The organism is Psychrobacter sp. NPDC078631, assembly GCF_050268165.1.
Classification (GTDB): Bacteria; Pseudomonadota; Gammaproteobacteria; order Pseudomonadales; family Moraxellaceae; genus Psychrobacter.
On sequence record NZ_JBNNGG010000001.1, the window covers coordinates 319,661 to 342,143 of the forward strand.

The window sequence follows — 22,483 nt, forward strand, 5'->3', positions numbered from 1 at the left end:
TAAGTAGAATTTGGAAAGAAAGCATCTAATAGCGGAAAATATATACGTATTTTTATATATAGATACTGTCTGATGACTATGTGGTCATAACATAGAAATAATGTGTTTTTGTAGTTGTTTTAGTGTTAAAAAGTCTTTACTATCTTCCACCTCGGATGCTGATTACCTATTAATTAATACTTGGTAAAACAGTAAAACAATGCGGATGTTTGGAGATATAAAATGCGCCACACCTTTCATTTAAAAACTCTTGCAGTAGCTGTTGCTACTCTTTCTGTTGCTAGCATCGCTAGTGCTGCTGGTCTTGATCGCTCAGGCCAAGATATCACCGCATTCCTACAAGACGGCACTTATGCAGAAGCTGTCTACACTTATATCGATGCTGATGTTACTGGTAAAGATACCTCAGGCAATAAAATCGATGACATCGCAGAGTCTTATGATTTTTTCCGTTACGGTGTAAAAGCAGATATCAACGAAACCTTTAGCATTGGTGTTTTATATGATGAGCCTTTTGGTGCTGCCGCTGACTACGTTGGCGAAAACAATTTCGTAGATCAAAATCCTGCTTCACCTAGAAATGGTGAAGGTACTAATGTAGAAGTACGCACTGAAAGCATTACAGGTATCCTAGGCGCTAAATTTGGCGAGAATAAGAACTTCCAAGTATATGGCGGCCCAGTCGCTCAGCGCGTTGAAGCTGATGTAAAGCTACGTGGTCCAGCTTATAGTATTGCTAATGGTTATACCGCTCACATCAGTGCTGATCAAGAATATGGTTACCTTGCTGGTATTGCATATAGCAAGCCTGAGATCGCATTGAAAGCTGCTTTAACTTACCGCTCAGAAATTGAACATAATGCGCAATCAGCTGAAGTTTATCCAAACGCTGTTCTTTTTGGACTTCCAACAAATAGCGGTGAAAGTATTGAGGTTACTACACCCAAGTCAGTAAACTTCGATTTCCAGACAGGTATCAACTCAACAACCTTAGCGACTGCCAAAGTACGTTGGGTACCATGGAGTGACTTTGCGATTACTCCATCATCGTACAACAATGTTAGTCAAGTATTGGCAACATTACCTCAAGGCGCTGGTATTCCTGCTGAAGGCTTAGATTTGGTTAGCTATGATGATGACCAATGGCAAGTAGAGCTAGGTCTTGCTAAGCGCCTAGCGCCAGCACTAGCAGTAAGTGGAACTGTTGGTTGGGATAGTGGTGCTGGTAATCCTGTTACCTCACTTGGGCCTACGGAAGGCTACTACAGTGCAGGCTTAGGCGCTAAATATAACGTTACTGAAAACTGGGCAATCTCAGCTGGTGGTAAATATTTATGGCTTGGTGATGCTGATGGTCAAATCCCAAGTAAAACAGTTGTGAGTGATTTTGAGAGCAACGACGGATTTGTACTTGGTGTAAAAGTTTCTTACCAAGCTCAGTAATTCATAGCTTAGTTATACAGCAAATATTTTAAATGTTATTGATAAAAAAGCGATCCTTTAAGGGTCGCTTTTTTTGTAGGCATTATTATAGTCATAGTGAACCCGTTTTATCCTGATGAAAAACTCTGCTATAAAAAAATATTTTTTAGGAAATTCATATTTAAAAGTAGAAGTAAACGGAATTGTTTTATTTATATCTTATTTGTACTGTTCAGTCATAATTGAGAAATAAAGCACTTTAATTGTTGTTTTAGTGTCAAAAAGCTATTAGTATTCAACTTAGGACACGACTTTGATACTTTCAATGTTAAGCGCAGCAATGCTATATATTGATTATCAAGGTAGTAATACAACAAGGACCGTTGGAGATACACAATGCGCACTACCTTTCACTTGAAAACCCTTGCAGTAGCAATCGCTACTCTCTCTGTCGCTAGCATGACTAATGCTGCTGGTCTTGATCGTTCAGGCCAAGATGTCACTGCTTTCTTTCAAGATGGTACCTATGCAGAAGCCGTCTATACTTATATTGATGCTGATGTAAGTGGTTATGATAGTGCTAACACTAACCCTTCTCAAAATGACTACGTACGTGGTGATAAGACAGGTGATATCGCTGAGTCTTATGATTTTTTCCGCTATGGCGTAAAAGCTGACATTAACGATACCTTTAGTGTAGGTATCTTATATGACGAGCCTTTCGGTGCAGCTGCTGAATACACTCAAAGTAACTTCGTGTCACAAGGAGATGTTGACGCTTCTATCGCTTCTATTACTAATGGCGCAGCGCCAAGCCTTGCAGCGGCTCAGGCTGGAATTGGTGCTCTGGCTGCAGGAGAAACAGCGGGTGTTTTGACTCCAGCACAGCAGGCTCAGTTAGATGGATTGCGTGGAGCAGTAGCAGTAGCACAAGCTGAAGCAGGTACCGCGGGCGAAAATACTAATGTAGAAGTTCGTAGCCAAAGCCTAACAGGGATTTTGGGTATGAAGTTTGGTGCCAACAAAAACTTCCAAATTTATGGTGGTCCAGTTGCACAGCGTACTCAGTCTGAAACCAAATTACGCGGTTTAGCTTATGGACCTGCGAGCGGTTACACGTCAAACAGTAATCCTGATATGGACTATGGTTATATAGCAGGTATTGCTTATAGTAAGCCTGAAATCGCATTAAAAGCTGCTTTAACTTATCGTTCTGAAATCGATCATGATATACAAATATCTGAGTCATATCCGTTAGTCGCTATTAGAGCTACAGCAGCAGGAGCTACTCCAGAACAAGCGGCTGCAGCAGCAAATAGAAACAGCAAATACGAAATTACTACTCCTAAATCAGTCAACTTTGATTTCCAAACAGGTATCAACCCTACAACACTAGCAACAGCAAAAGTACGCTGGGTACCGTGGAGTGATTTCATCATTACACCACCACTTTATAACGATACTAGTAAAATCAGTTATGGTCCTGATGGATTAAACTTGGTGGAATACAAAGATGACCAGTGGCAAGTGGAACTAGGCTTAGCGAAACGTTTAGCGCCAGCATTGGCAGTAAGTGGTACCGTTGGTTGGGATAGTGGTGCTGGTAACCCTGTAACTTCGTTAGGCCCGGTCGAAGGCTATTATAGTGTTGGTCTTGGTGCCAAATATAACGTCACGGAAAACTGGGCAGTATCTGTAGGTGGTAAATACCTGTGGTTCGGTGATGCCCAAGGTCAATTACCAACAGGCAAAATCGTTGCCGATTTTGAAGACAATGATGGTTATATCGCTGGTGTGAAGGTATCTTATCAAGCAAGGTAATTTGGTTTAATACTTATTATGTATTAAAAAAGCGACCTATGATGGGTCGCTTTTTTTATGAACTTTCTATTAAATATTTGATTGTTAGTTCTCAAGTATAGGTAGAACAGCAAAGATAATCTTTATAGTATTAATTTATATAGCAGGACTATATTTTATTTGCTTAGTTTAGCTTCCTATCCATACACAACGAATATTTTTTGCATAAGAGTAGATATGCACTTATACCTGATCGAACATCTAGTAAGTAAGTTGCTAATAACTTAGCACACTTGAGGTATATAACGATGTATAAGCAGGTAGCCAAATACGGCGCTAAATAGAAACAATTGTCTTAATAAAGGTCCACCATTCAAGGGTGGGTAGCAGTTGGACTGCCAAATAGGCTAGGATAATCTAGCGTAGTATATCCATCACAGAGCTGCTAGATACTACTATCGCTGTCCATACACTGTCTCACTTGCCGTAAGTTCTCTTGGTTCGATACTGTAATAGGTTAAATATACTAAATCGTTACTCATAAAAAAACCTCGCCAATAATGACGAGGTTTTTTATAACAATAATCTTAAGATTTTACGTAAACTTATTTGTTTAAGTTTAGCTCCATCTCTTTGTATTTAGCAGAAACTGAAGGTCTTGGGCCACCAGTCATGATACTAACGGCAAAGATGGCGATAGTACTTAAGATAAAGCCTGGAACGATAGCATATAACCAGCTATTTAGTGCCATACCATCTACTTGGAAAGGACCATAAATCCATAGGATAACAGTCAAAGCACCGACAACCATACCAGCAACAGCACCATTACGGTTCATGCCGCGCCATGTTAGGCTGAAGATAACCAATGGACCAAACGCTGCACCGAATCCTGCCCATGCGTTAGAAACTAGGTTCAATACTGAACTATCTGGGTTAGATGCTAGCATAATGGCAACGATAGCAACGATAATAACTGAGATACGACCAACCAATACCTGGCGAGCTTCTGGTGCGTCTTTATCAAAGAATAGTTTGTATACATCTTTGGTTAGAGAGCTTGATACAACCAATAGCTGTGATGAGATAGTACTCATAATTGCCGCTAAAATAGCTGCTAATAGGAAACCTGAAACCAATGGATGAAACAAGAACTGAGTGAATACTAAGAAGATAGTCTCAGGATCGTCCAATGTCATCGCAGTTTTTTGTACGTAGGCACGACCAGCAAAACCAGTCATTAGTGAACCAATAAGACTCACAACCATCCAGCTCATACCGATATTACGTGCGGTTGGTACATCTCTAACTGAACGAATTGCCATAAAACGTACGATAATATGCGGCTGGCCAAAGTAACCTAAGCCCCATGCCATTAACGAAATAATACCGATGACACTCATACCGCTAGTAACATCTAAAAGGGTTGGATCAATGTTTCTAACCGCTTCTGTCGTAGCTGAAATACCACCAAGATCAGTAAAGGCAACGACAGGTACGATTACCATGGCAAACAGCATGATGACGCCCTGTACGAAATCGGTCATAGATACTGCTAAGAAACCACCGAATAGCGTATAAGCCACAACCACACCAGCAGTAACCCATAGGCCAGTACTATACGATAGATTTAGCGAGCTTTCGAAGAGTTTACCACCACCTACAAGACTTGCAGCGGTATAGACGGTAAAGAATAGAATGATGACCACTGCTGAGATGACGCGTAGCATGTGCGACTTGTCTTCAAAGCGGTTGGCGAAATAATCAGGTAGGGTGATAGCGTTGTCAGCCACTTCGGTATAAACACGAAGGCGAGGTGCTACGATGAGATAGTTTAGTAATGCACCTAATGTCAAACCTAGCGCAATCCAAATACTGACCACACCATCGGCAAACATATAACCAGGTAAGCCAAGTAGTAACCAACCTGACATATCTGATGCACCTGCAGAAAGTGCGGTTACTGCTGGGCCTAAGTTACGACCCCCTAACATATAGCCTTCAGTATCATTGGCTTGCTTAAAATAAGCGTAAACACCAATCCCAATCATCACTAAGAAATAGGCGCCGAGTGATATCAGCACGCCACTAGAAACTCCGTTCATATAAATTGTCCTTAACCAACATGGTTGGCTGTAATTATTTTTTAACTATAAAAGTTCTGTCCTACAAGGCGATGTCCAAAACAATATTTAAAGACAAAAAAAGCCATTAATTAAGACATAATGGCTTTTTTCAGTATCTTCTGTAGTTATATATGATTGATGTCGTTCTATGGCTAGCACTCATATAGAGATAGAGAACAATGGGAATTTCGCATTCCACTTATCTATTGTTATTGCTCGCATCTGCTATTTGTATATGAGTATTAGCAACCTACACAATCAACCAAAACCATTAAACCTACTGTTAACCATCATATCTTACTAGAAGTATTCAATATATGACTATCAGTGTCCTTGTGGTAAATTTTTGTTATACAAACAACGTCAAGCGTATTATAACGCATGAGAGATACAAATGCGAATAGGTTGAATTTATATATTATTATAGTCAGCGAGTCTTATTCAATAGGAGCCAGTAAATCTAAGAGCGCGGTGACACTGCTAGATTGCGTAAGCTTTGGATTAATGACTACACCTAGATAACGCTGTAGCTCAATATTGTCTGCCATATCAATACGTTCCAAATCTTGACTGACCATCGTTTGAGGCAGTACTGACCAGCCAAGACCGACTGACACCAGCATCCGAATAGACTCAAGCGGGTTGGTACTCATCGTGGCATAAGGCTTTAGGTTGTGCTTGGCAAATTCGGCCAAAGTAATCTGACTGGTAAAGGTATTGGCAGACGGTAGAATAGCAGGATATCGGGCTAGCTGCTCTAAAGTGACATTTGATTTGGTTGCCAACGCTGATAGCGTACCAGTCATGAAGTAGAGAGGGTCTGACCATAACGTATGGTAGGTTAGCCGCTTATCGTAGACAGGTGGAAGCGTAACAAAGGCTAGAGATAAATCACCATCCAATACGGCTTTGTGCGCTTTTTCAGAATCTACGAAGTGTACTTCTAACTGAACAGCTGGATAAGCTTGAATGAAGTGTTTCAGGACAGGTGCTAAATGATGTAGGCCAATATGATGGCTAGTACCAATGACTAATTTGCCAGAGACAATGTGCTGAGAATGCTGCAAGTTGATTTTAAAATTTTCATAGTCTTCTAGCCAACGCTTGGCATGAGGTAGCATTTCACTAGCCGCTTGAGTAGGTACAATCCCGCGTCCTACCGTATCAAACAAGGTAATGTTAAACTCGTCTTCTAAGTTTTTGATACGTTTGCTGACAGCAGGCTGCGTGATAAACAGCTTTTCTGCGGCGCCTGAAATACTGCCAGTGTGCATAACGGTAACGAATGTCGTCAAGTTTGTGGTGTTCAAACGAATGTCCTTAGCTACTTTACGAGCTATAAATAAAAGTTGGCTGACCCAATCACAACGTATTAGAAATAAAAGTTTGCGTCTGGTTAAAAATCATCAATTATTATTATAGGATTTGCCTGCTATAATCACAAGACATCGAGGCGTATTGTGACATATTTATTCTAAAAAATTGGCTATTTGCCATTTAAAACGTATTTTAAGCGTTAATTTTAGTCATATGTTGGGTCTCATAAAGAAATAATATTTAAATCTTAGATACGACAGTAATTATTAAACATTATAGATAGACATAGCATTTACATAGAATCTTAGCTTGGCAGTATGCAAGTAAGTAAAAAATTAAGTAATTAGTAACCTATAAAGGATAGCAACATGGCTGGTCAAACGTTATATGACAAACTTTGGAACGCTCACGAAGTCACTAAGCGCGACGATGGTTCGAGCCTGATTTATATCGACCGCCACCTGTTGCACGAAGTGACGAGTCCACAAGCATTTGAAGGGTTGGAATTAGCAAACAGAGCGCCATGGCGTTTATCGGCTAATATTGCCAGTCCAGATCATAATGTGCCGACCGTTACCAAAGAGCGCCTAGAAGGGGTGCCGGGGATTAAAGACAAGGTATCACGCTTGCAGGTTGTCACTTTGGACGATAATTGCACCAAGTTTGATATTGCTGAATTTACTATCAATGATGCCCGTCAAGGAATTTTGCACGTGGTCGGTCCTGAGCAAGGTTTGGTCTTGCCAGGTATGACGGTTGTTTGCGGTGACTCGCATACAGCGACTCATGGGGCGCTTGGCTGTTTGGCTCATGGTATCGGAACCTCCGAAGTTGAGCATGTATTGGCAACGCAGTGTTTGATTCAGAAGAAATCAAAAAATATGCAAATCCGTGTCACTGGTCAACTTGGTGCTGGCGTCACTTCAAAAGATGTGGTATTAGCTATTATTGCGAAGATTGGTACAGCAGGTGGAACAGGACACGCGATTGAATTTGCAGGTCAAGTGTTCGAAGACATGAGTATGGAAGGTCGCATGACCGTCTGTAACATGGCGATCGAAGCAGGTGCGCGTGTTGGTATGGTTGCGGTAGATGACACGACGATTGACTATGTTAAAGGTCGTCCATATGCGCCAAGCGAAGCACAATGGGAACAAGCGGAAGCCTACTGGCGTACACTGTATTCAGACGATGACGCGGTATTTGATACTGTAGTAGAAATCGACGGTAGTCAGATTGCACCGCAGGTGTCTTGGGGTACATCGCCTGAGATGGTGGTAGATATCACGCAATCTGTACCGACACCAGATCAAGCCATTGATGAAGCTCAAGAAGAGGGCTGGTTACGCGCTTATACCTACATGGGGCTAGAAGCTGGTCAGAAAATTACGGATATCCAACTTGATCGTATATTTATCGGTTCATGTACCAATTCACGAATCGAAGATTTACGTGATGCGGCAGCGGTAATCAAAGGTCGCAAAGTTGCTGATAACGTAAAAGAAGCGATCGTTGTTGCAGGTTCTGGCCAAGTGAAGCTGCAAGCAGAGGCTGAAGGTTTGGATACGTTATTTACTGAAGCTGGTTTTGAATGGCGTGAGCCGGGCTGCTCGATGTGTCTTGCGATGAATGCAGACAAACTTGAGCCGCAAGAGCACTGTGCCTCAACGTCTAATCGTAATTTTGAAGGTCGTCAGGGTAATGGTGGTCGTACGCATTTGGTAAGCCCAGCAATGGCAGCTGCTGCCGCGTTGGCAGGTCATTTTGTAGACGTTCGTACGTTTTAAGTCTGATAATAAGTAACTGACATCATGCTTGTATGAAATATAAATATATGAGCATGCGGTCAAAGATGGTAAAAACTTATTTACTGTTTAGTATGCTTATCAAGATCATCAGCCAGCAAAAATATAATTGATAGGAAATTTTATGCAAGCTTATAACATCCAAACAGGTATCGTTTGCCCGTTAGATCGCGCAAACGTCGATACCGACCAAATTATCGCAAAACAGTTTTTAAAGTCTATTAAACGTACAGGTTTTGGCGTGAATCTATTTGACGATTGGCGCTATCTCGACGAAGGTTATCCTGGCCAAGACAACAGCACACGAGTCATCAATCCAGACTTTGTATTAAACAAACCACGTTATCAAGGTGCTACTATCTTACTAGCACGTAGAAATTTTGGTTGTGGCTCTAGCCGTGAGCATGCACCTTGGGCGTTATCAGAGTATGGTTTCCGTACGGTAATTGCGCCTAGTTTTGCTGATATTTTCTACAATAATTGCTTTAAAAATGGCATGTTGCCGATTGTGTTGGATGAAGCGATTGTAGATACGTTAATGAAAGCAACGTTCGATAATGAAGGCTATGAATTGACCGCTGATCTTGAGCGTCAAGTCGTTATTACACCAACTGGCGAAGAGTATGCCTTTGAAGTAGATGCCTTTCGCAAACATTGCTTGTTAAACGGACTGGATGATATTGGTCTAACTTTGCAGCAAAGTGATGCTATCAAAGATTATGAGCAACAAATGATGCAAAAAACACCGTGGATATTTAACGACGTAAGAGCATAGAGGGTCATTTTATAATCTACTGCTTATAAAACTGCGAGTAGTCGCGACGCAGCGTTGAGTTATGGCGGTGAACTGTCTAAAATGAAGAATAGTTTTTCACTACATTTTATTATCTCTCTTGAATAGTAGCCGCCATTATGAATACAAAACGTTATGCTCTATGGACAAGTACAATTGTTGCTGCAAGCTTATTATTGTCAGGCTGTCAGCTATTGACGGGCTATCAAAAAATAGATGAAGCAGAGAGTGCTGAAGCATGGGTGGGTAAAATCAAACCTATCGCTGGTGAAGTAAATATTGCATGTGTGGGTACATATCATTGTGAAATTGTGCAGATAGATAAAACACTCATTATCGCGCCCAACAGTCACGAGCCAATCAGTCCTCAGATTATGACAGCTTTACCACGTCAAGAAGGCACGGCAAAAACATCGATGAACATGGATATGACACCACTCGTCAATAAAAATGCCATAAAAGTTGTGCCGTTAGCGCCTTCGAGTATGCCAGGATTGACCAACTACTATGCACGGGTCATGCCTGCCAAACACGAGGTACATGTTAATTTTTATCCAGAAAATAACATGGGCTATGTTGAGCGTTTTGCGATGATTCATGACTTTACTGAAGCGGGTACCTATCAGCTGCGCGCTTATCAGAAGAAGAACAGCGAAAAATCAGGCAGTCTATTAGACACAGCATCACCTGAGCCTTTATGCATTGAGCTATTGCAAGGTACGAAAGTACAGCGCCGATTCTGCAAGCAACTAGACGCTGAGCATCAAGGCGAGTTTGTAGAGACGGGTATGGATAAAGCAGTAACATCAGCACCCAAAGCCAAAAAAATGGCAGCATAAAATATGAGACTGAAAAGCTCAAAAATATAACCAACCAATAAAAACATTCCAAAAGGATCAGTATGGCAACGATTTTAACATTAGCGGGTGATGGTATTGGCCCTGAAATTATGACCCAAGCCATTGACGTGCTCAAGGCTGTCAATGATAAGTTTTCACTTGATTTAACACTTGAGTCTGGATTGATTGGCGGTGTGGCTATTGATGCAACTGGTGAGCCTTTGCCAGATGAGACATTGGCTCGTGCTCGCGCCGCAGATGCCGTATTACTAGGTGCAGTTGGTGGTCCTAAATGGGATGCAATCGAGCGTAGTAAACGCCCTGAGCGCGGTCTATTGAAAATCCGCGGTGAGCTTGGTTTATTTGCTAACCTACGCGTAGCCAAGCTCTATCCACAGTTGGCTAATGCCTCAAGTATCAAACCTGAAATTATCTCAGGCCTAGATTTATTGATCGTTCGTGAACTGACAGGCGGTATCTATTTTGGTGAGCCTCGTGGTATCCGCACACTAGAAAACGGTGAGCAGCAGGGCTATAACACGATGGTGTATAGTACAAGTGAGATTCAGCGTATTGGTAAAGTTGCCTTTGAATTGGCAAAAACGCGTGCGCAAGCAGCGGGCACAGCAGCTAAGGTATGTTCAGTTGATAAAGCCAATGTATTAGAAGTCACCGAGCTGTGGAAACAGACGATGATCGAAATGCAACAAGCTGACTATAGCGATGTGATGTTATCACATATGTATGCTGACAACGCTTGCATGCAGTTGATTAAAGATCCTAAGCAGTTCGATGTCATGGTGACAGGTAATATGTTTGGCGATATCCTATCTGATGAAGCTGCGATGTTGACAGGCTCTATCGGTATGTTGCCATCAGCGAGCTTAGATGAGTCAGGTAAGGGCATGTATGAGCCGTGTCATGGTTCAGCACCTGATATCGCAGGACAGGATAAAGCCAACCCATTAGCGACTATCTTGTCTGTTGCTATGATGCTGCGTTACACCTTCAAGCAAGAAGAAGCGGCACAAGCAATTGAGCAGGCAGTCAGTGATGTACTTGATGATGGTCTACGTACGTTAGATATTTTAGATAGCAGTGAAGCTGGACTTAAGCAGGTAGGCTGTAAGGAAATGGGTCAAGCAGTCTTGGCCAAACTGATATAAGTCAACTTGCGCTTAAAGGCTATTCCTATATAGCATTTTCCACAGTCTTATTTTGCGTGTTATATACCCATAAGCTACCCATAAGCTACCAAGCGGCTTATGGGTTTTTTATCGTTCATCTGTTAGCCAAGCTTATTTATAAGCATTGTATTAACAGAGACGCTGTACAACGAAGCTCCTTTTAACACAAAGCTGTTATATGCTCACAGGGTAATATGACAATATTAATAGCTTATAAAGAAGCTAAAATATTTTGCTTTTAGCAGAAATATAATAGTAAACGCAAGATTAACAAAAGCAAGTTGTATAGAATTTAAAAACTGTAGTATTTGAAAACTGAAAATAATAATAGAATTTACTAAATGAGGAGTGTTACATGTATCAATTAACAAGAATCAGTAAAGCATTGACAGTGGTTAGTCTCTCTAGCTTACTATTCATGGGGCAAAGCATCGCAGCAGAGACAACGGATAGTGTGAACTCAAGTAATAGCGTCAAAGTTCCGGCAGAAGTCAGTCCGGTGACTAATGGCGTAAGTCAAAAGTTAACAGGAGATAGTAAAGCTGCGACTTCATTGAATAAGCTACTGCCTACGATTAAATACACAACTGAGAACCTATCTGACAATGCAAAAAAGATAAACAATGTCACTTGGACGGCAAATGCAGATATTGATCGTAATATAGGAACAAAGCTGCAGGCTCTATTAAACTGGCATCATAACGGAGTAGGGCCTGTCGATGGCTACTGGGGCAAAAATACTCGCAAGGCCATGCAAGCGTTTCAAAAAGCGAATGGTTTAGACGTAACCGATACGCTAAACGCTGAGACGTGGCAAGCACTGATTAAAAATGAGAAGCTCACGACTCAACCAGTACTAGTCAGTTATCAGCTTACTGAAGCAGACGTGAATGTCAAAACCACAACCATACCTGCTGATTCTGTTGCCAAATCCAAGCTTGAAGGAATGTACTACGAAAGTCTTACTGAGGCGTTGGCAGAGAAGTTTCATATTAGTGAAAAATATTTAAAGTCGCTTAATCCTGATGCTAGTTTTACTGCTGGTGAAATTATCACGGTATATAACCCTGGTAACCCTAATACCAAGCCGGTGCATCGCGTTGTCGCTGATAAAGCCACTGAAACACTCTACGCATATGATGAGAACAACAATTTGATTGCTAGCTATCCGACGACAGTGGGCAGTACAGCGACACCATCACCAACAGGTACGCATACTGTCAAGGTAAAGGTGCATGAGCCCAACTATACTTATACGGCCAATGACGGTAGCAAGTCTATCATTCCACCAGGTCCTAACAATCCAGTTGGTTCGGTATGGATTGGGCTTAGCAAACCAACTTATGGTATTCATGGGTCACCAGATCCTTCTCGTATCAGTCGTCAGGCATCAGCAGGTTGTGTGCGTTTGACCAATTGGGACGCGCTTAGTTTGCTCGGAGTCATAAAAAACGGTGCGACTGTTGAATTTAGTTAAATGCAGCAGTACTAAATCATAAAAAATGGACAAAAAAATACCGCTAAAATCTAGCGGTATTTTTTATGGTAAGTAGAAACAGTCAATACTAAATAACTAAAATATTGATAGGCAATAATGAGCAGATTAGCATTTTCATTATTATTATCAGTTTCACTACCCAAGCGTCATATCAGCTATCAGCGATAACGTAGCTATTCGGCTATTGGCTGTATCTTACCAATGCTAATACTTTCATAACCATATTGGTCAGTCAGTATTTAGTTTTTACCACGGTAGGTAATACGGCCTTTAGATAAGTCATAAGGTGTCATTTCAACTTTAACCTTATCACCTGTCAAGATACGAATATAATGCTTACGCATCTTACCAGAGATATGCGCGATGATTTCGTGCCCGTTTTCTAAACGAACTTTGAACAAAGTATTAGGAAGGGTATCAATGACTTCGCCTTCAAATTCAATAATATCGTCTTTTGCCATAATTTGTATCAATCAATTAAAAAATAAGCCCATATTATACGTAAGTTAGCGGATTAAAGCAATACGAACCTGCTTTTGACTTGACAGCATGTAAGTGATATGTATGCCAAACCATAACGTTTAATCAGGTAGATTTAACCAAACAGGTGTTAGCGGTGCATCTGGCAATAAGCTTTGAAAACGCTCAGGATAATAAGCATTGATAAAATACAATCCATCACCTGAAGCAGTAGGTGGTGCAATCGTTCGGTCTTTTTTATGCAGAATATTTAAAAAATCTGCTGGCTCTAGCTCATGTCTACCAATGGCATACAATGTGCCCATCAAATTGCGAACCATATGATGCAAAAACCCATCTGCTTGTATATCAAAAACGATAAATTGACCATGAGCAAAAAGGTTGGCATGGCTAATCGTGCGCACTGGCTGATTGGACTGACAGGCCGCAGCACGATAACTGCTAAAATCATGTGTACCGACGATATCATCTGCTGCTTGCTGCATGGCTTTCAAATCAAGCGGCTCATAGATATGAGTTACTTGATGATTTAGTATGGCAGGGCGCTGTGCTTGGTTGAGCGTAATATAACGATAGCGACGAGCAATAGCACCAAAACGCGCGTGAAAATCAGCTGGCATGGGTTGTATCCAGCGTAGAGCAATATCATCGGGAAGTAGGCTGTTCACACCGCGCAACCAATTATGAGTAGGGCGATACGCATGAGTTGTAAAATGGGCAATCATATTGCTCGCATGTACACTAGCATCAGTACGCCCAGCTGCGATGACTTCTACAGGCTCATTGGCAACTTTGCCGATAGCTGTTTCTAGGGCTTCTTGTACACCCAAAACCTCTCGTTGCCGTTGCCAGCCATGATAATGAGTTCCTAAGAACTCAATAGCAATCGCTAAAGTGTAGGTTGGTTCAGTTTCAATAATTTCAGTCTCAGACATTAGGGTTTCTAAACTTATAAAATGGGAATTAATTAAAAGTCGCTTAGCGCTTTTTGATGCTAGTGCCAGTTTGATTGACATTATTCAACCAACGCTGTCTACGTCTGGCAGGACTGTCATAGCGAAGTAGCAACCATAGTAATCGGGCATAAATAGCAGGTATGGTCAAACGTCCACCAGAAATGACATGATGCTCGTACTGCCAACTGCCCGCCGCATAGCTATCGCTGACGCCGCCAAACGGACATTGACTGGCTGATATCACCATATGTCCACGCTCATGAGCAAGGGACAGTGTTTCTGCTAGTGCAGCTGAATAAGGGATGTTACCGGCGCCAAACCCTAATAGAATGATGCCACATGGTGGCTGCGACAATAAAGCTTGTAGCTGGTTGTTTATCATCGAAACATCGTTAGGTAGGCAATATAGCGCATGAACACTCGCGTTTTCAGCGCGTGTTTTAATACTGGGTAGCAAGTCTTGTTGGTCATCGAGCCAATGCTGTCTACGAGTGTCAGGTAGATTTTTTATATAGCTATTGGCTGGGTAAGCGGCGCGAGAATGACCAGTAAATGCCATCAGATCATGACTGTGAATTTTCTGTACCGTTTGAGCAGGCCATGCTTCCCCGCCAAAACTAATTTTCACGCCTGATTCACCAGCAGCGGCTAGTTTTAATGAGTCGTTTAGATTGCCCCAAGCATCGCTATGTTTATCGATGTTATAGGAATGTAATATCTCACTGTCTAATAATGGACGCATACTTGCGGTCAGAACAATACAAATATCACTACCTGCAAAAGCTTCTGCTAAAAATGCGCCTAAGTAACTCAACGTATCCGTGCCAGTGATGAGTACAAAGCGTCTATCACCTTTGGCATAAGCATTTAGTAGTAGTTGATAGAAATGCGTAAAGTCGCTAGGAGTAAGCTGGCTACTGTCTTTGATCAGGGCGTTTTCTAACCATGAAACTGTTGGTAAATTGTTTGTACTGTCTTGCGCAGATAAAAGTTTTTGTAGAGTGGGCAAAAACACTTCTGCTGATAGTGGCGCTAAAGGTCTGCCATAGCTACCAAAGGTACCGCCAGCATAAATCAGTTGAATAGGATTGGATAGATTTTTGAGCATAACAGAAGATGGCATAGTATCAACACAGTAAACAATTATGGAAGAAAAGAGGCGCTAGAGGATTGAGCAACGATGGTTGAAGGGTTCAATAATAGATAGTATTAGAGTTAAATGCAAAAAAATCAGCAAGCATCCCGTGATTAGGAAGTACTTGCTGATAAGAGACTAGACTATTAGCTACGCAGTACGTTCAAGTAGTAACTGTGCTTGTTGTTTCTGTTCACTATTACCTTGAGCTATCACCTCATTGAGTAGACGCTTTGCACTGTCATATTCACCCAGCTGTAAATATTGATCTGCCAAGTCTAACGTCACTTGATTACTGTCTAATGACTTTACGAAATCAAAATCTGCTGCGAAACGTGATGAAAAATCTTCTGCTGATTCAGTTTCTTGAGGCGTGATAGAAGTGTCACTCTCAACTGGCGCAGCTGTAGAGACTGGGGTAGTGGTCGACGGAGCGTCAAATAGAGAATTAGCATCATCAATATTAAAATCATCGTCTATCAGCGTATTGTCATCGAATCTCAATGGCGCAGCAGGTGTGATATTCGATTCTTCGACAACGCTAACATCATTAACCTCGATATCATCATTGAGTAATGGTTCCTCAAGATTAATATTTACAAAGTTATCTTCTTCAAGGATCGTGCTCTCAGAAGCATTGTTTCCAAAATCAGTATTTTCCAGAATAAAATTGTCGAAATCATTGTCGTTTTCAGTCGTAGATAGGTCATCATTGGAAATAGTATCGATATCATCTAATGTATCTAGACTGCCCAAAGATAAGGTAAAGTCATCTTCACCGCTTTGGATAGTATCAACAGAGTGTTGTTCTGAATTCGTAGATACGTCATTAGTGACGACATTGTCTTTGTCTGAATCGGCTGATAGATCGTCGAAGTCTAAGATAAAATCTTCTTCTTCTAGTACTGCTTTCTCATTGTCATTATGTGAGAGATTAGTGTCTATAGTTGATTCATTCGAAGTATCATCAAATGAATCAAAGTCAAACTCAAAGTCACTGAGTTCATCATCTTCATTATTACTAATATTATCGTTAGCAGAAGTCTCTAAAACGTTGTCGTTTACGTTGTCCAATGGTATGACAGGCGTTTCACTTGTCGTATTAGGCGCATCGAAATCATTCTCTAGATCGCTGAGCGTCAGATCAAAGCTATCATTCAGATTTTCGGTAATAGGATTAAAACTGTCAATTTCGTCTGACACTTCTAAGCTGTCGATAGGCTCATTTATTGCAGTATTGTTAGTGCTTTCAACAACTGAACGACTAGACATTACATCGGTATCAACTTTACTCGGCGGCAAATCAAAGTCTATACTTTCAAAGTTAGTCGTATTTTCTACTGGTAGTTCTTGAGCGACTACTGGATTCTGTTCTTCGAAATATAAACTCTTTAGTTCATCAGCATGAGTAATAGTACTCTCATCATTGTACGTTTTTATAGACGCATAAACATTATCAAAGTCTTCTGGCTGATTTATCGTAGCGTATACGCTTAGTAACTTAAGAGAAAGTGCTCCATCATTAGGTTTGTCACTTAAACCGCGTTTGAGAGTTTCAATTGCTTTATCATAGCGTTGCTGATCCATAAAACGCTGAGCAATGGTAACATGATCAAATTTGTTCTCATCATTTGTAATATTTTGGGTAGGAGCACCATAATCTACTTTTGACGTTGGGGTAATTGTGTTTTTTTCTGAATTTGTAGGCAGTTGTTCTGAAGGTTTTTGAGCTTTATTTTTGCGTAATAAAAAACCAGCTACTAATAAAATAAGTACCAATCCAGCGATGATATATAGCATATTGTCCATAGTTACTCCTACGCCTGTGATCACAATCTATTGTGTTGATCAACCAGACAATTATTGATTACGTAATTTTTTAAGACGAGCTTGTAGCTCAGCCAGTTTTTGATTCTGTAGTTGAAGCTTTTTAGTATAACTATTAAGAGTGCTACTCGTACTTGATAAACGCTGGGCTTGTGCTGCAGTTTTCTGCCTTGTGGCTTTAAGAGTTGCCAGTATGTCGGTACTCAAACCACTCCCAGTATTTGAAGCTGATTTCGTTTGAGTTCCGTCTGCATTACCATCTCGCCCGGGCGCAAGCACAGAAAACTGCGCTTTTGGTAATACTTGCGTTTTAGTAATCACTACTTTCTTAGGACGTTTGGCCTTGACTGCTTGAGTGCTTTTGGATGGTTTCTTAATAGATTTTTGAACGGTTTTTTGCATCGCCGCTGTATTTGCTCTACGAATATATTGTCTTTGTGCATCGATGGCCGCTTCTAGATTTTTCTGTGACGGTATGACATCGTAACTGGGTAGACTGAGCTTAGCATCTGCTTTTAATTGGTCTGCATCTCTATTGATAAATGCATCAGGGTTTTGTGTTTGAATTTGCTTCATCACAGTTGAAGTATCTAGGTTATTTTCTTGCGCTATCTGTTGGGCAATGATCCATAGACTATCGTTACGTTGTACTTGGTATTGATTAACTGACGAACTATCTATTGCTATGTCATTTGAAGACGTATTGTTAATAGCGCTATTAGGGGTTTTCGACGTTGTATTGCCAATAGAAGTTGCCACGACGCTAGTAGTCGGAGTAGATACGGGTGATGTGTCAGTATCTGTTTTTTTACGACTCGGCTGTATCTGCCGTGTGACTTGAATATTTAGAGTATCGAGTGGTTTATCAATAAATACTTTACCTAAAATTGGAGTGTTTTTAATACTTGCTTTGGCGTTATCATTAGCAATAACTTTCTTAGTTTCAGTGATATCATTTGCATTTAAAAAACTACTATCTAAACGGTTCGCTGAACTAAGGCCGTTATCAGTCTTCTTTGCATTACTGCTAGAATTTTTTATATCAGAGCCGCTATTTAAGCGCCCATTATCAAGACGACTAGGCGCGTAAGTAAGATTGCTAGTCTGCGAAGTAGCTGTCACTGTCGGTGCTTGTATGTTAGACACTGCTCTAGAAATAGAAGAATCAACTGTTGCTATGTTTGCTAGAGTTGGTTTATTTGCAGCAGCGTTAGATACCGATATTAATGGCGGCGGTGCACCTTTTCTTACGGTTAACGGTTTTGCAGCACTTGCAGAAACACTTGGTAAATTAAGTTTCTGAGTGCCTTTGACACTATTTTTGGAAGCATTATTAATCGGTAGACTATCGTTTAACGGCATTAATAATGTTTTTGGTACAACATTTTGCTGCCCATTATCATTGATCGATAACACCAAATCAGCAAAAGGCTTGGACACAGGCTGTGATGTGCTGATTAATACCTGACCACTGGTCGCAGAAGTTGCTTGAAAGTGCACCTGCATTGAGTCAGTCGGTGTCAAGCCCATCTGTTGATAAATAACTGGATTGGCCAAGCTCGCTGAAAAATCAGCCGCTCGTATGTCGGTGACCACGATACTTGCGCTCAAAGGTTCATGCTGAGCTGAACTAACGACTGTCTTACCGATAGTTGCCGCTTGTACGCTTGGAATAATAGCGGCCAAACCTACAGAATAAAGTAATGCTATCGATACCGCGCGATGTACAGGAGTCAAGCGACGAGATAAATGACAAGACATGAGCAGTCCTTTACAAAATAAGTTATCTTTGCTGTTATAACAAAGTACGGTTTAGTTTACCAGTTTATTTCACAACTGTTGCGTCCAATGCATAAATGTTTATTTAATGTTCAGCTTATTTTCTTGTCAAGTAACATAGCATCACCATAACTAAAGAATCGATATTCTTTTTTAATAGCATGTTGATAGGCATGTTCAATCGATGCTTTGCCAGAAAAAGCTGATACCAACATTAGCAACGTCGATTTGGGTAAATGAAAGTTTGTTAACAGTCGATCAATGACACCAAATTTAAATCCTGGATAAATAAAGATGTCCGTGTCGCCTGACCAGCTAGAGAGTGCTTGCCCATTGATAGCCGTTTTTTGATACGCCGTTTCAAGGACGCGAGTCACTGTGGTACCAATCGCGATGACCTTATTACCATTTGCATGCGTTTTATTAATCAGCTCAGCAGTTGCTTGTGGTAGATGTGCATACTCACTGTGCATAGTATGATTGAGTAGGTTGTCTGTTTTAACTGGTGCAAAGGTACCAGCGCCAACATGCAATGTCACAAAAGCAGTATTGATGCCTTTTTCTGAAAGTTTATTAAGCACCAATTCATCGAAATGCAAACTTGCTGTCGGTGCAGCGACACTTGCAAGCTTAGCAGGATCATGAAACACCGTCTGATAACGAGTATTATCAGTGTCATCGGCATGACGTTCAAAGTAAGGCGGAATAGGTAGCTCGCCGTAGAGTTCTAAATCAGGCAAAATTGGTGCATCAAAGGCTAAGATAAATAAGTTGTCCTGACGACCAATCATCGCGCCACTCATATGACCATCAGCAAGTTGAAAACGTTGACCAAGTTTCAGTGCTTTGCTGGCTTTTACATGGCAAAGGGCAATATGTTCTTGGTTGACTGACTCATTATCTGAATCTTCTAAATGCAGTGTTGCTATATCTAAGTCTGAGACATTAACCAATCGCTCAATCAAGACCTCAAGTTTACCGCCAGTGTCTTTTTGACCGAATAGGCGTGCCTTCATCACCTTTGTATCATTAAATACAATCAGGTCTCCAGCGTCTAATAATTCAGGCAATTCAGAAAACAAACAGTCTTTTATAGGCGTAGCATTTGTGTCAGTGTGAGCAGGCAAGTATAAAAGTTTTGAAGCAGAACGCTGCGCTAATGGATATCGCGCAATCAAACTATCTGGTAGGTCATAGTCGTAATCTTCCACGCTTAGATAATCTAAGACGTCACTGTTGTGATTGGTATCAAGCAGGGCATTAGAATCGGAAGATGCAGTGTGAGCGTTGGTCATAATCAGTCTTTAAATGGATAGAAATTTTGGCATAATTGTAGCAGAAATACTGCTATAAAAGGTTGCTTTACTAAGTAGTCACCGTGCACAAAACATATTTGAATAGCCTAAGCAAAAGTAATAGTTTTCAACTGTTCTAATGTTTATTACGTTAGCCTTCACTTATTTTACTCAAATAAATTTAATTGAGGCAATAATTGGGTTGCAGGTGTCAATGACGAAAAAGTGACCCCGACTAATCGGATAGGGAGCTGGCGAGGAATATCTAAGAATAACTTATCTAACCAGTAATGTGCAGATTCAGCGCTACTAAAAGCGGTGGTTAGCGTGTGCGTACGGGTAATCTGAGTGAAATCGGCATACTTAACCTTGAGCGTTATAGTATGAGCGATGAGACTTTTTTTGTGCAGTTGCGCGAAGGCATCCGCATTTTGTTCATAGATTTGTACACGTAATGCCGTGTCATCGTTTAGGTTTTCTCTAAAAGTAGTCTCCGAACCAACAGACTTATGCAGGCGCTCAGATTTGACAGCGCGTTCATCCCGACCATGAGCGATATCATGATAAAACTGTCCTCGCTTACCAAACTCATTAACCAATACTTCGGCTGACATACGGCGTAGATCAGCACCGTTAGTCACGCCCATCGCATGTAATCGCCTTGCCGTTGCTTTACCTATTCCATGAAATCGTTCAATAGGTAGTGTGCTGATAAAAGCATCAGCGTCTTTCGGCGTGATAATAGCGGTGCCGTTAGGCTTATTGGTGTCAGAGGCAATCTTGGCCAACATCTTGTTGAAGGACACGCCAGCAGAAGCAGTCAATCCTGTATGTTGCAATATTTGTGTTCTTAACCAATTGGCCATCAATGTCGCTGAGCCTTTATGTACCGTGAGACCAGTGACATCAAGATAAGCCTCATCTAGCGATAATGGCTCAACATGAGGCGTTAAGCTGTACATAATATTGCGAATATCGCTGCTAACAGCTCGATATACTTCAAAACGTGGTCTGACAAATATGACTTCTGGACAACGTTTGCGAGCCTCATAACAAGACATGGCTGAGCGCACCCCAAACTGACGTACCTCATAGCTAGCTGCTGCTACAACACCGCGACCACTTGGATCTCCGCCAACCACTAGTGGCTTGCCCTGTAATTCTGGGAAGTCACGTTGTTCTACACTGGCATAAAACGCATCCATATCTATATGAATGATTTTACGTGGACTGGATGCTGTAGGCGTTTTCATTATTAATATTTTACATCACTCAATACTTTTATTTCAGTATCGATTATTAAACGGTAAAGGTTTTTTTCGAATATAGAACCATAAAAATATGGCAATATGTGAATAATCTATATATCAATAATTAAATATAGTGTAAGGTTAATAGTCAGAGATATATGGCGTTAAAACACTAGCAAATTTAATATAGTTAACATATGTTCACTAATAGATATTCAGTATGGTGTATACCTTAAGTTTTTCAGATTTTCTATACCGCCTGTCTGAATATTATTGCCTTCCATCATGAATATTATAGTTATATGTTACAGTTCTAATGCTATCGTTTTACAATATATTAACCACGATAATCAATAGTTATGAAAGTAATAAATGGTCTTTTATAGGAGTTGTATTTACCTGATAAGACATTGTTTATAGCTCATACCAAACTTATAAATTGAGTACTGGTAAATTAACTTTCTAAAAAAATAGTAATGAGAAAGTTCAAGATAATTAAGGAGCTGATGATGAGTCATGAATTAAAAGGGAGTGATTTGACACGAGCAATGCTAGCGCGGGGTGATAAAAAAATATGGTGCGCAGTGTGTGATGAAAGCGATGAACAAGCGATGATGGATCAGTGTGGTAATGATTTTACAGCCTATATTGTGTCATTTAATGATGGATATTTTTATTGTAGTGCTGGCATGCCATGGAGTTATGCGGTACCGATTAAGATAAGCGCTGTCATGCCATTTGAAGTATCGATATAAATAAATTAAGAGTTTGATAGGGCGAATATAATAAGCACAAAAAAACCTCCGATAAAGGAGGCTAGTTTGTACTAAATATTGGTACCAGTGGTCGGACTCGAACCGACACGCTTTTAAAGGCAACGGATTTTGAATCCGTCATGTCTACCAATTCCATCACACTGGCATGTTAGGTGATAATAATTATTAACTAAATATTACCGAATTGGGTTACAGTGT

At 40.8% G+C, this 22,483-nt stretch carries 17 protein-coding genes and 1 tRNA gene; 8 read left to right on the forward strand and 10 right to left on the reverse strand.

Going from position 1 to position 22,483, the window contains the following annotated elements:
- Positions 1-222: 222 nt before the first annotated feature.
- The gene (locus ACQKCP_RS01300) at positions 223-1,443 is read left to right on the forward strand and encodes an OmpP1/FadL family transporter (protein WP_397476937.1); all 1,221 of its coding nucleotides are present in this window, start codon (positions 223-225) and stop codon (positions 1,441-1,443) included.
- Between the two features lie 375 nt (positions 1,444-1,818).
- Positions 1,819-3,243: an outer membrane protein transport protein gene (locus ACQKCP_RS01305; RefSeq protein ID WP_427610984.1), complete on the forward strand. Its 1,425-nt coding sequence runs from the start codon at positions 1,819-1,821 to the stop codon at positions 3,241-3,243.
- Between the two features lie 584 nt (positions 3,244-3,827).
- Here ACQKCP_RS01305 and putP read toward each other — a convergent pair.
- Together putP and ACQKCP_RS01315 are read right to left on the reverse strand one after the other, a co-directional pair.
- On the reverse strand, positions 3,828-5,327 hold the full coding sequence (putP, locus tag ACQKCP_RS01310) for a sodium/proline symporter PutP (protein ID WP_160020915.1): 1,500 nt from the start codon (positions 5,325-5,327) through the stop codon (positions 3,828-3,830).
- A 458-nt stretch (positions 5,328-5,785) separates the two neighbouring features.
- On the reverse strand, positions 5,786-6,658 hold the full coding sequence (locus ACQKCP_RS01315) for a LysR family transcriptional regulator (RefSeq protein ID WP_057759318.1): 873 nt from the start codon (positions 6,656-6,658) through the stop codon (positions 5,786-5,788).
- 375 nt (positions 6,659-7,033) lie between these two features.
- Here ACQKCP_RS01315 and leuC point away from each other — a divergent pair, with 375 nt between their 5' ends.
- From leuC to ACQKCP_RS01340, 5 genes are all read left to right on the forward strand, one after another.
- Positions 7,034-8,452 carry a 3-isopropylmalate dehydratase large subunit gene (leuC, locus tag ACQKCP_RS01320; protein ID WP_057759320.1) on the forward strand — a complete coding sequence of 473 codons (1,419 nt, stop codon included), beginning with the start codon at positions 7,034-7,036 and terminating at the stop codon, positions 8,450-8,452.
- A gap of 142 nt (positions 8,453-8,594) precedes the next feature.
- Entirely contained in the window at positions 8,595-9,245 is a 651-nt protein-coding gene (leuD, locus tag ACQKCP_RS01325; RefSeq protein ID WP_379544034.1) for a 3-isopropylmalate dehydratase small subunit, read from the forward strand.
- A 137-nt stretch (positions 9,246-9,382) separates the two neighbouring features.
- Positions 9,383-10,102: a hypothetical protein gene (locus ACQKCP_RS01330; protein WP_427610985.1), complete on the forward strand. Its 720-nt coding sequence runs from the start codon at positions 9,383-9,385 to the stop codon at positions 10,100-10,102.
- A gap of 62 nt (positions 10,103-10,164) precedes the next feature.
- Positions 10,165-11,268 (forward strand): 3-isopropylmalate dehydrogenase, encoded by a 1,104-nt coding sequence (leuB, locus tag ACQKCP_RS01335; protein ID WP_427610986.1) that lies wholly within the window; start codon positions 10,165-10,167, stop codon positions 11,266-11,268.
- A 376-nt stretch (positions 11,269-11,644) separates the two neighbouring features.
- Positions 11,645-12,766, forward strand: coding sequence for a L,D-transpeptidase family protein (locus ACQKCP_RS01340; protein ID WP_427610987.1), 1,122 nt, complete (start codon positions 11,645-11,647; stop codon positions 12,764-12,766).
- A gap of 260 nt (positions 12,767-13,026) precedes the next feature.
- Here ACQKCP_RS01340 and infA read toward each other — a convergent pair whose 3' ends face one another.
- The 7 genes from infA to dinB all read right to left on the reverse strand — a co-directional run bounded on the left by infA (position 13,027) and on the right by dinB (position 21,512).
- Positions 13,027-13,248: a translation initiation factor IF-1 gene (gene infA, locus ACQKCP_RS01345; protein WP_021814850.1), complete on the reverse strand. Its 222-nt coding sequence runs from the start codon at positions 13,246-13,248 to the stop codon at positions 13,027-13,029.
- Positions 13,249-13,368: 120 nt separating this feature from the next.
- Positions 13,369-14,202: a tRNA pseudouridine(38-40) synthase TruA gene (truA, locus tag ACQKCP_RS01350; RefSeq protein WP_427610988.1), complete on the reverse strand. Its 834-nt coding sequence runs from the start codon at positions 14,200-14,202 to the stop codon at positions 13,369-13,371.
- Between the two features lie 43 nt (positions 14,203-14,245).
- Entirely contained in the window at positions 14,246-15,346 is a 1,101-nt protein-coding gene (locus tag ACQKCP_RS01355) for an asparaginase (protein WP_427610989.1), read from the reverse strand.
- A gap of 162 nt (positions 15,347-15,508) precedes the next feature.
- Positions 15,509-17,167 carry a FimV/HubP family polar landmark protein gene (locus tag ACQKCP_RS01360; RefSeq protein WP_427610990.1) on the reverse strand — a complete coding sequence of 553 codons (1,659 nt, stop codon included), beginning with the start codon at positions 17,165-17,167 and terminating at the stop codon, positions 15,509-15,511.
- A gap of 51 nt (positions 17,168-17,218) precedes the next feature.
- Complete coding sequence (locus ACQKCP_RS01365) at positions 17,219-18,946, reverse strand: peptigoglycan-binding protein LysM (protein WP_427610991.1); 1,728 nt, start codon at positions 18,944-18,946, stop codon at positions 17,219-17,221.
- A gap of 110 nt (positions 18,947-19,056) precedes the next feature.
- Positions 19,057-20,259 (reverse strand): tRNA preQ1(34) S-adenosylmethionine ribosyltransferase-isomerase QueA, encoded by a 1,203-nt coding sequence (gene queA, locus ACQKCP_RS01370; RefSeq protein ID WP_427610992.1) that lies wholly within the window; start codon positions 20,257-20,259, stop codon positions 19,057-19,059.
- Positions 20,260-20,426: 167 nt separating this feature from the next.
- Positions 20,427-21,512 carry a DNA polymerase IV gene (gene dinB, locus ACQKCP_RS01375; protein WP_427610993.1) on the reverse strand — a complete coding sequence of 362 codons (1,086 nt, stop codon included), beginning with the start codon at positions 21,510-21,512 and terminating at the stop codon, positions 20,427-20,429.
- 506 nt (positions 21,513-22,018) lie between these two features.
- Here dinB and ACQKCP_RS01380 point away from each other — a divergent pair.
- On the forward strand, positions 22,019-22,264 hold the full coding sequence (locus tag ACQKCP_RS01380) for a hypothetical protein (RefSeq protein WP_201572470.1): 246 nt from the start codon (positions 22,019-22,021) through the stop codon (positions 22,262-22,264).
- Between the two features lie 79 nt (positions 22,265-22,343).
- On the opposite strand, the gene ACQKCP_RS01385 is transcribed toward ACQKCP_RS01380, so the two are convergent.
- Positions 22,344-22,430, reverse strand: a tRNA-Leu gene (locus tag ACQKCP_RS01385).
- Positions 22,431-22,483 lie beyond the last annotated feature (53 nt).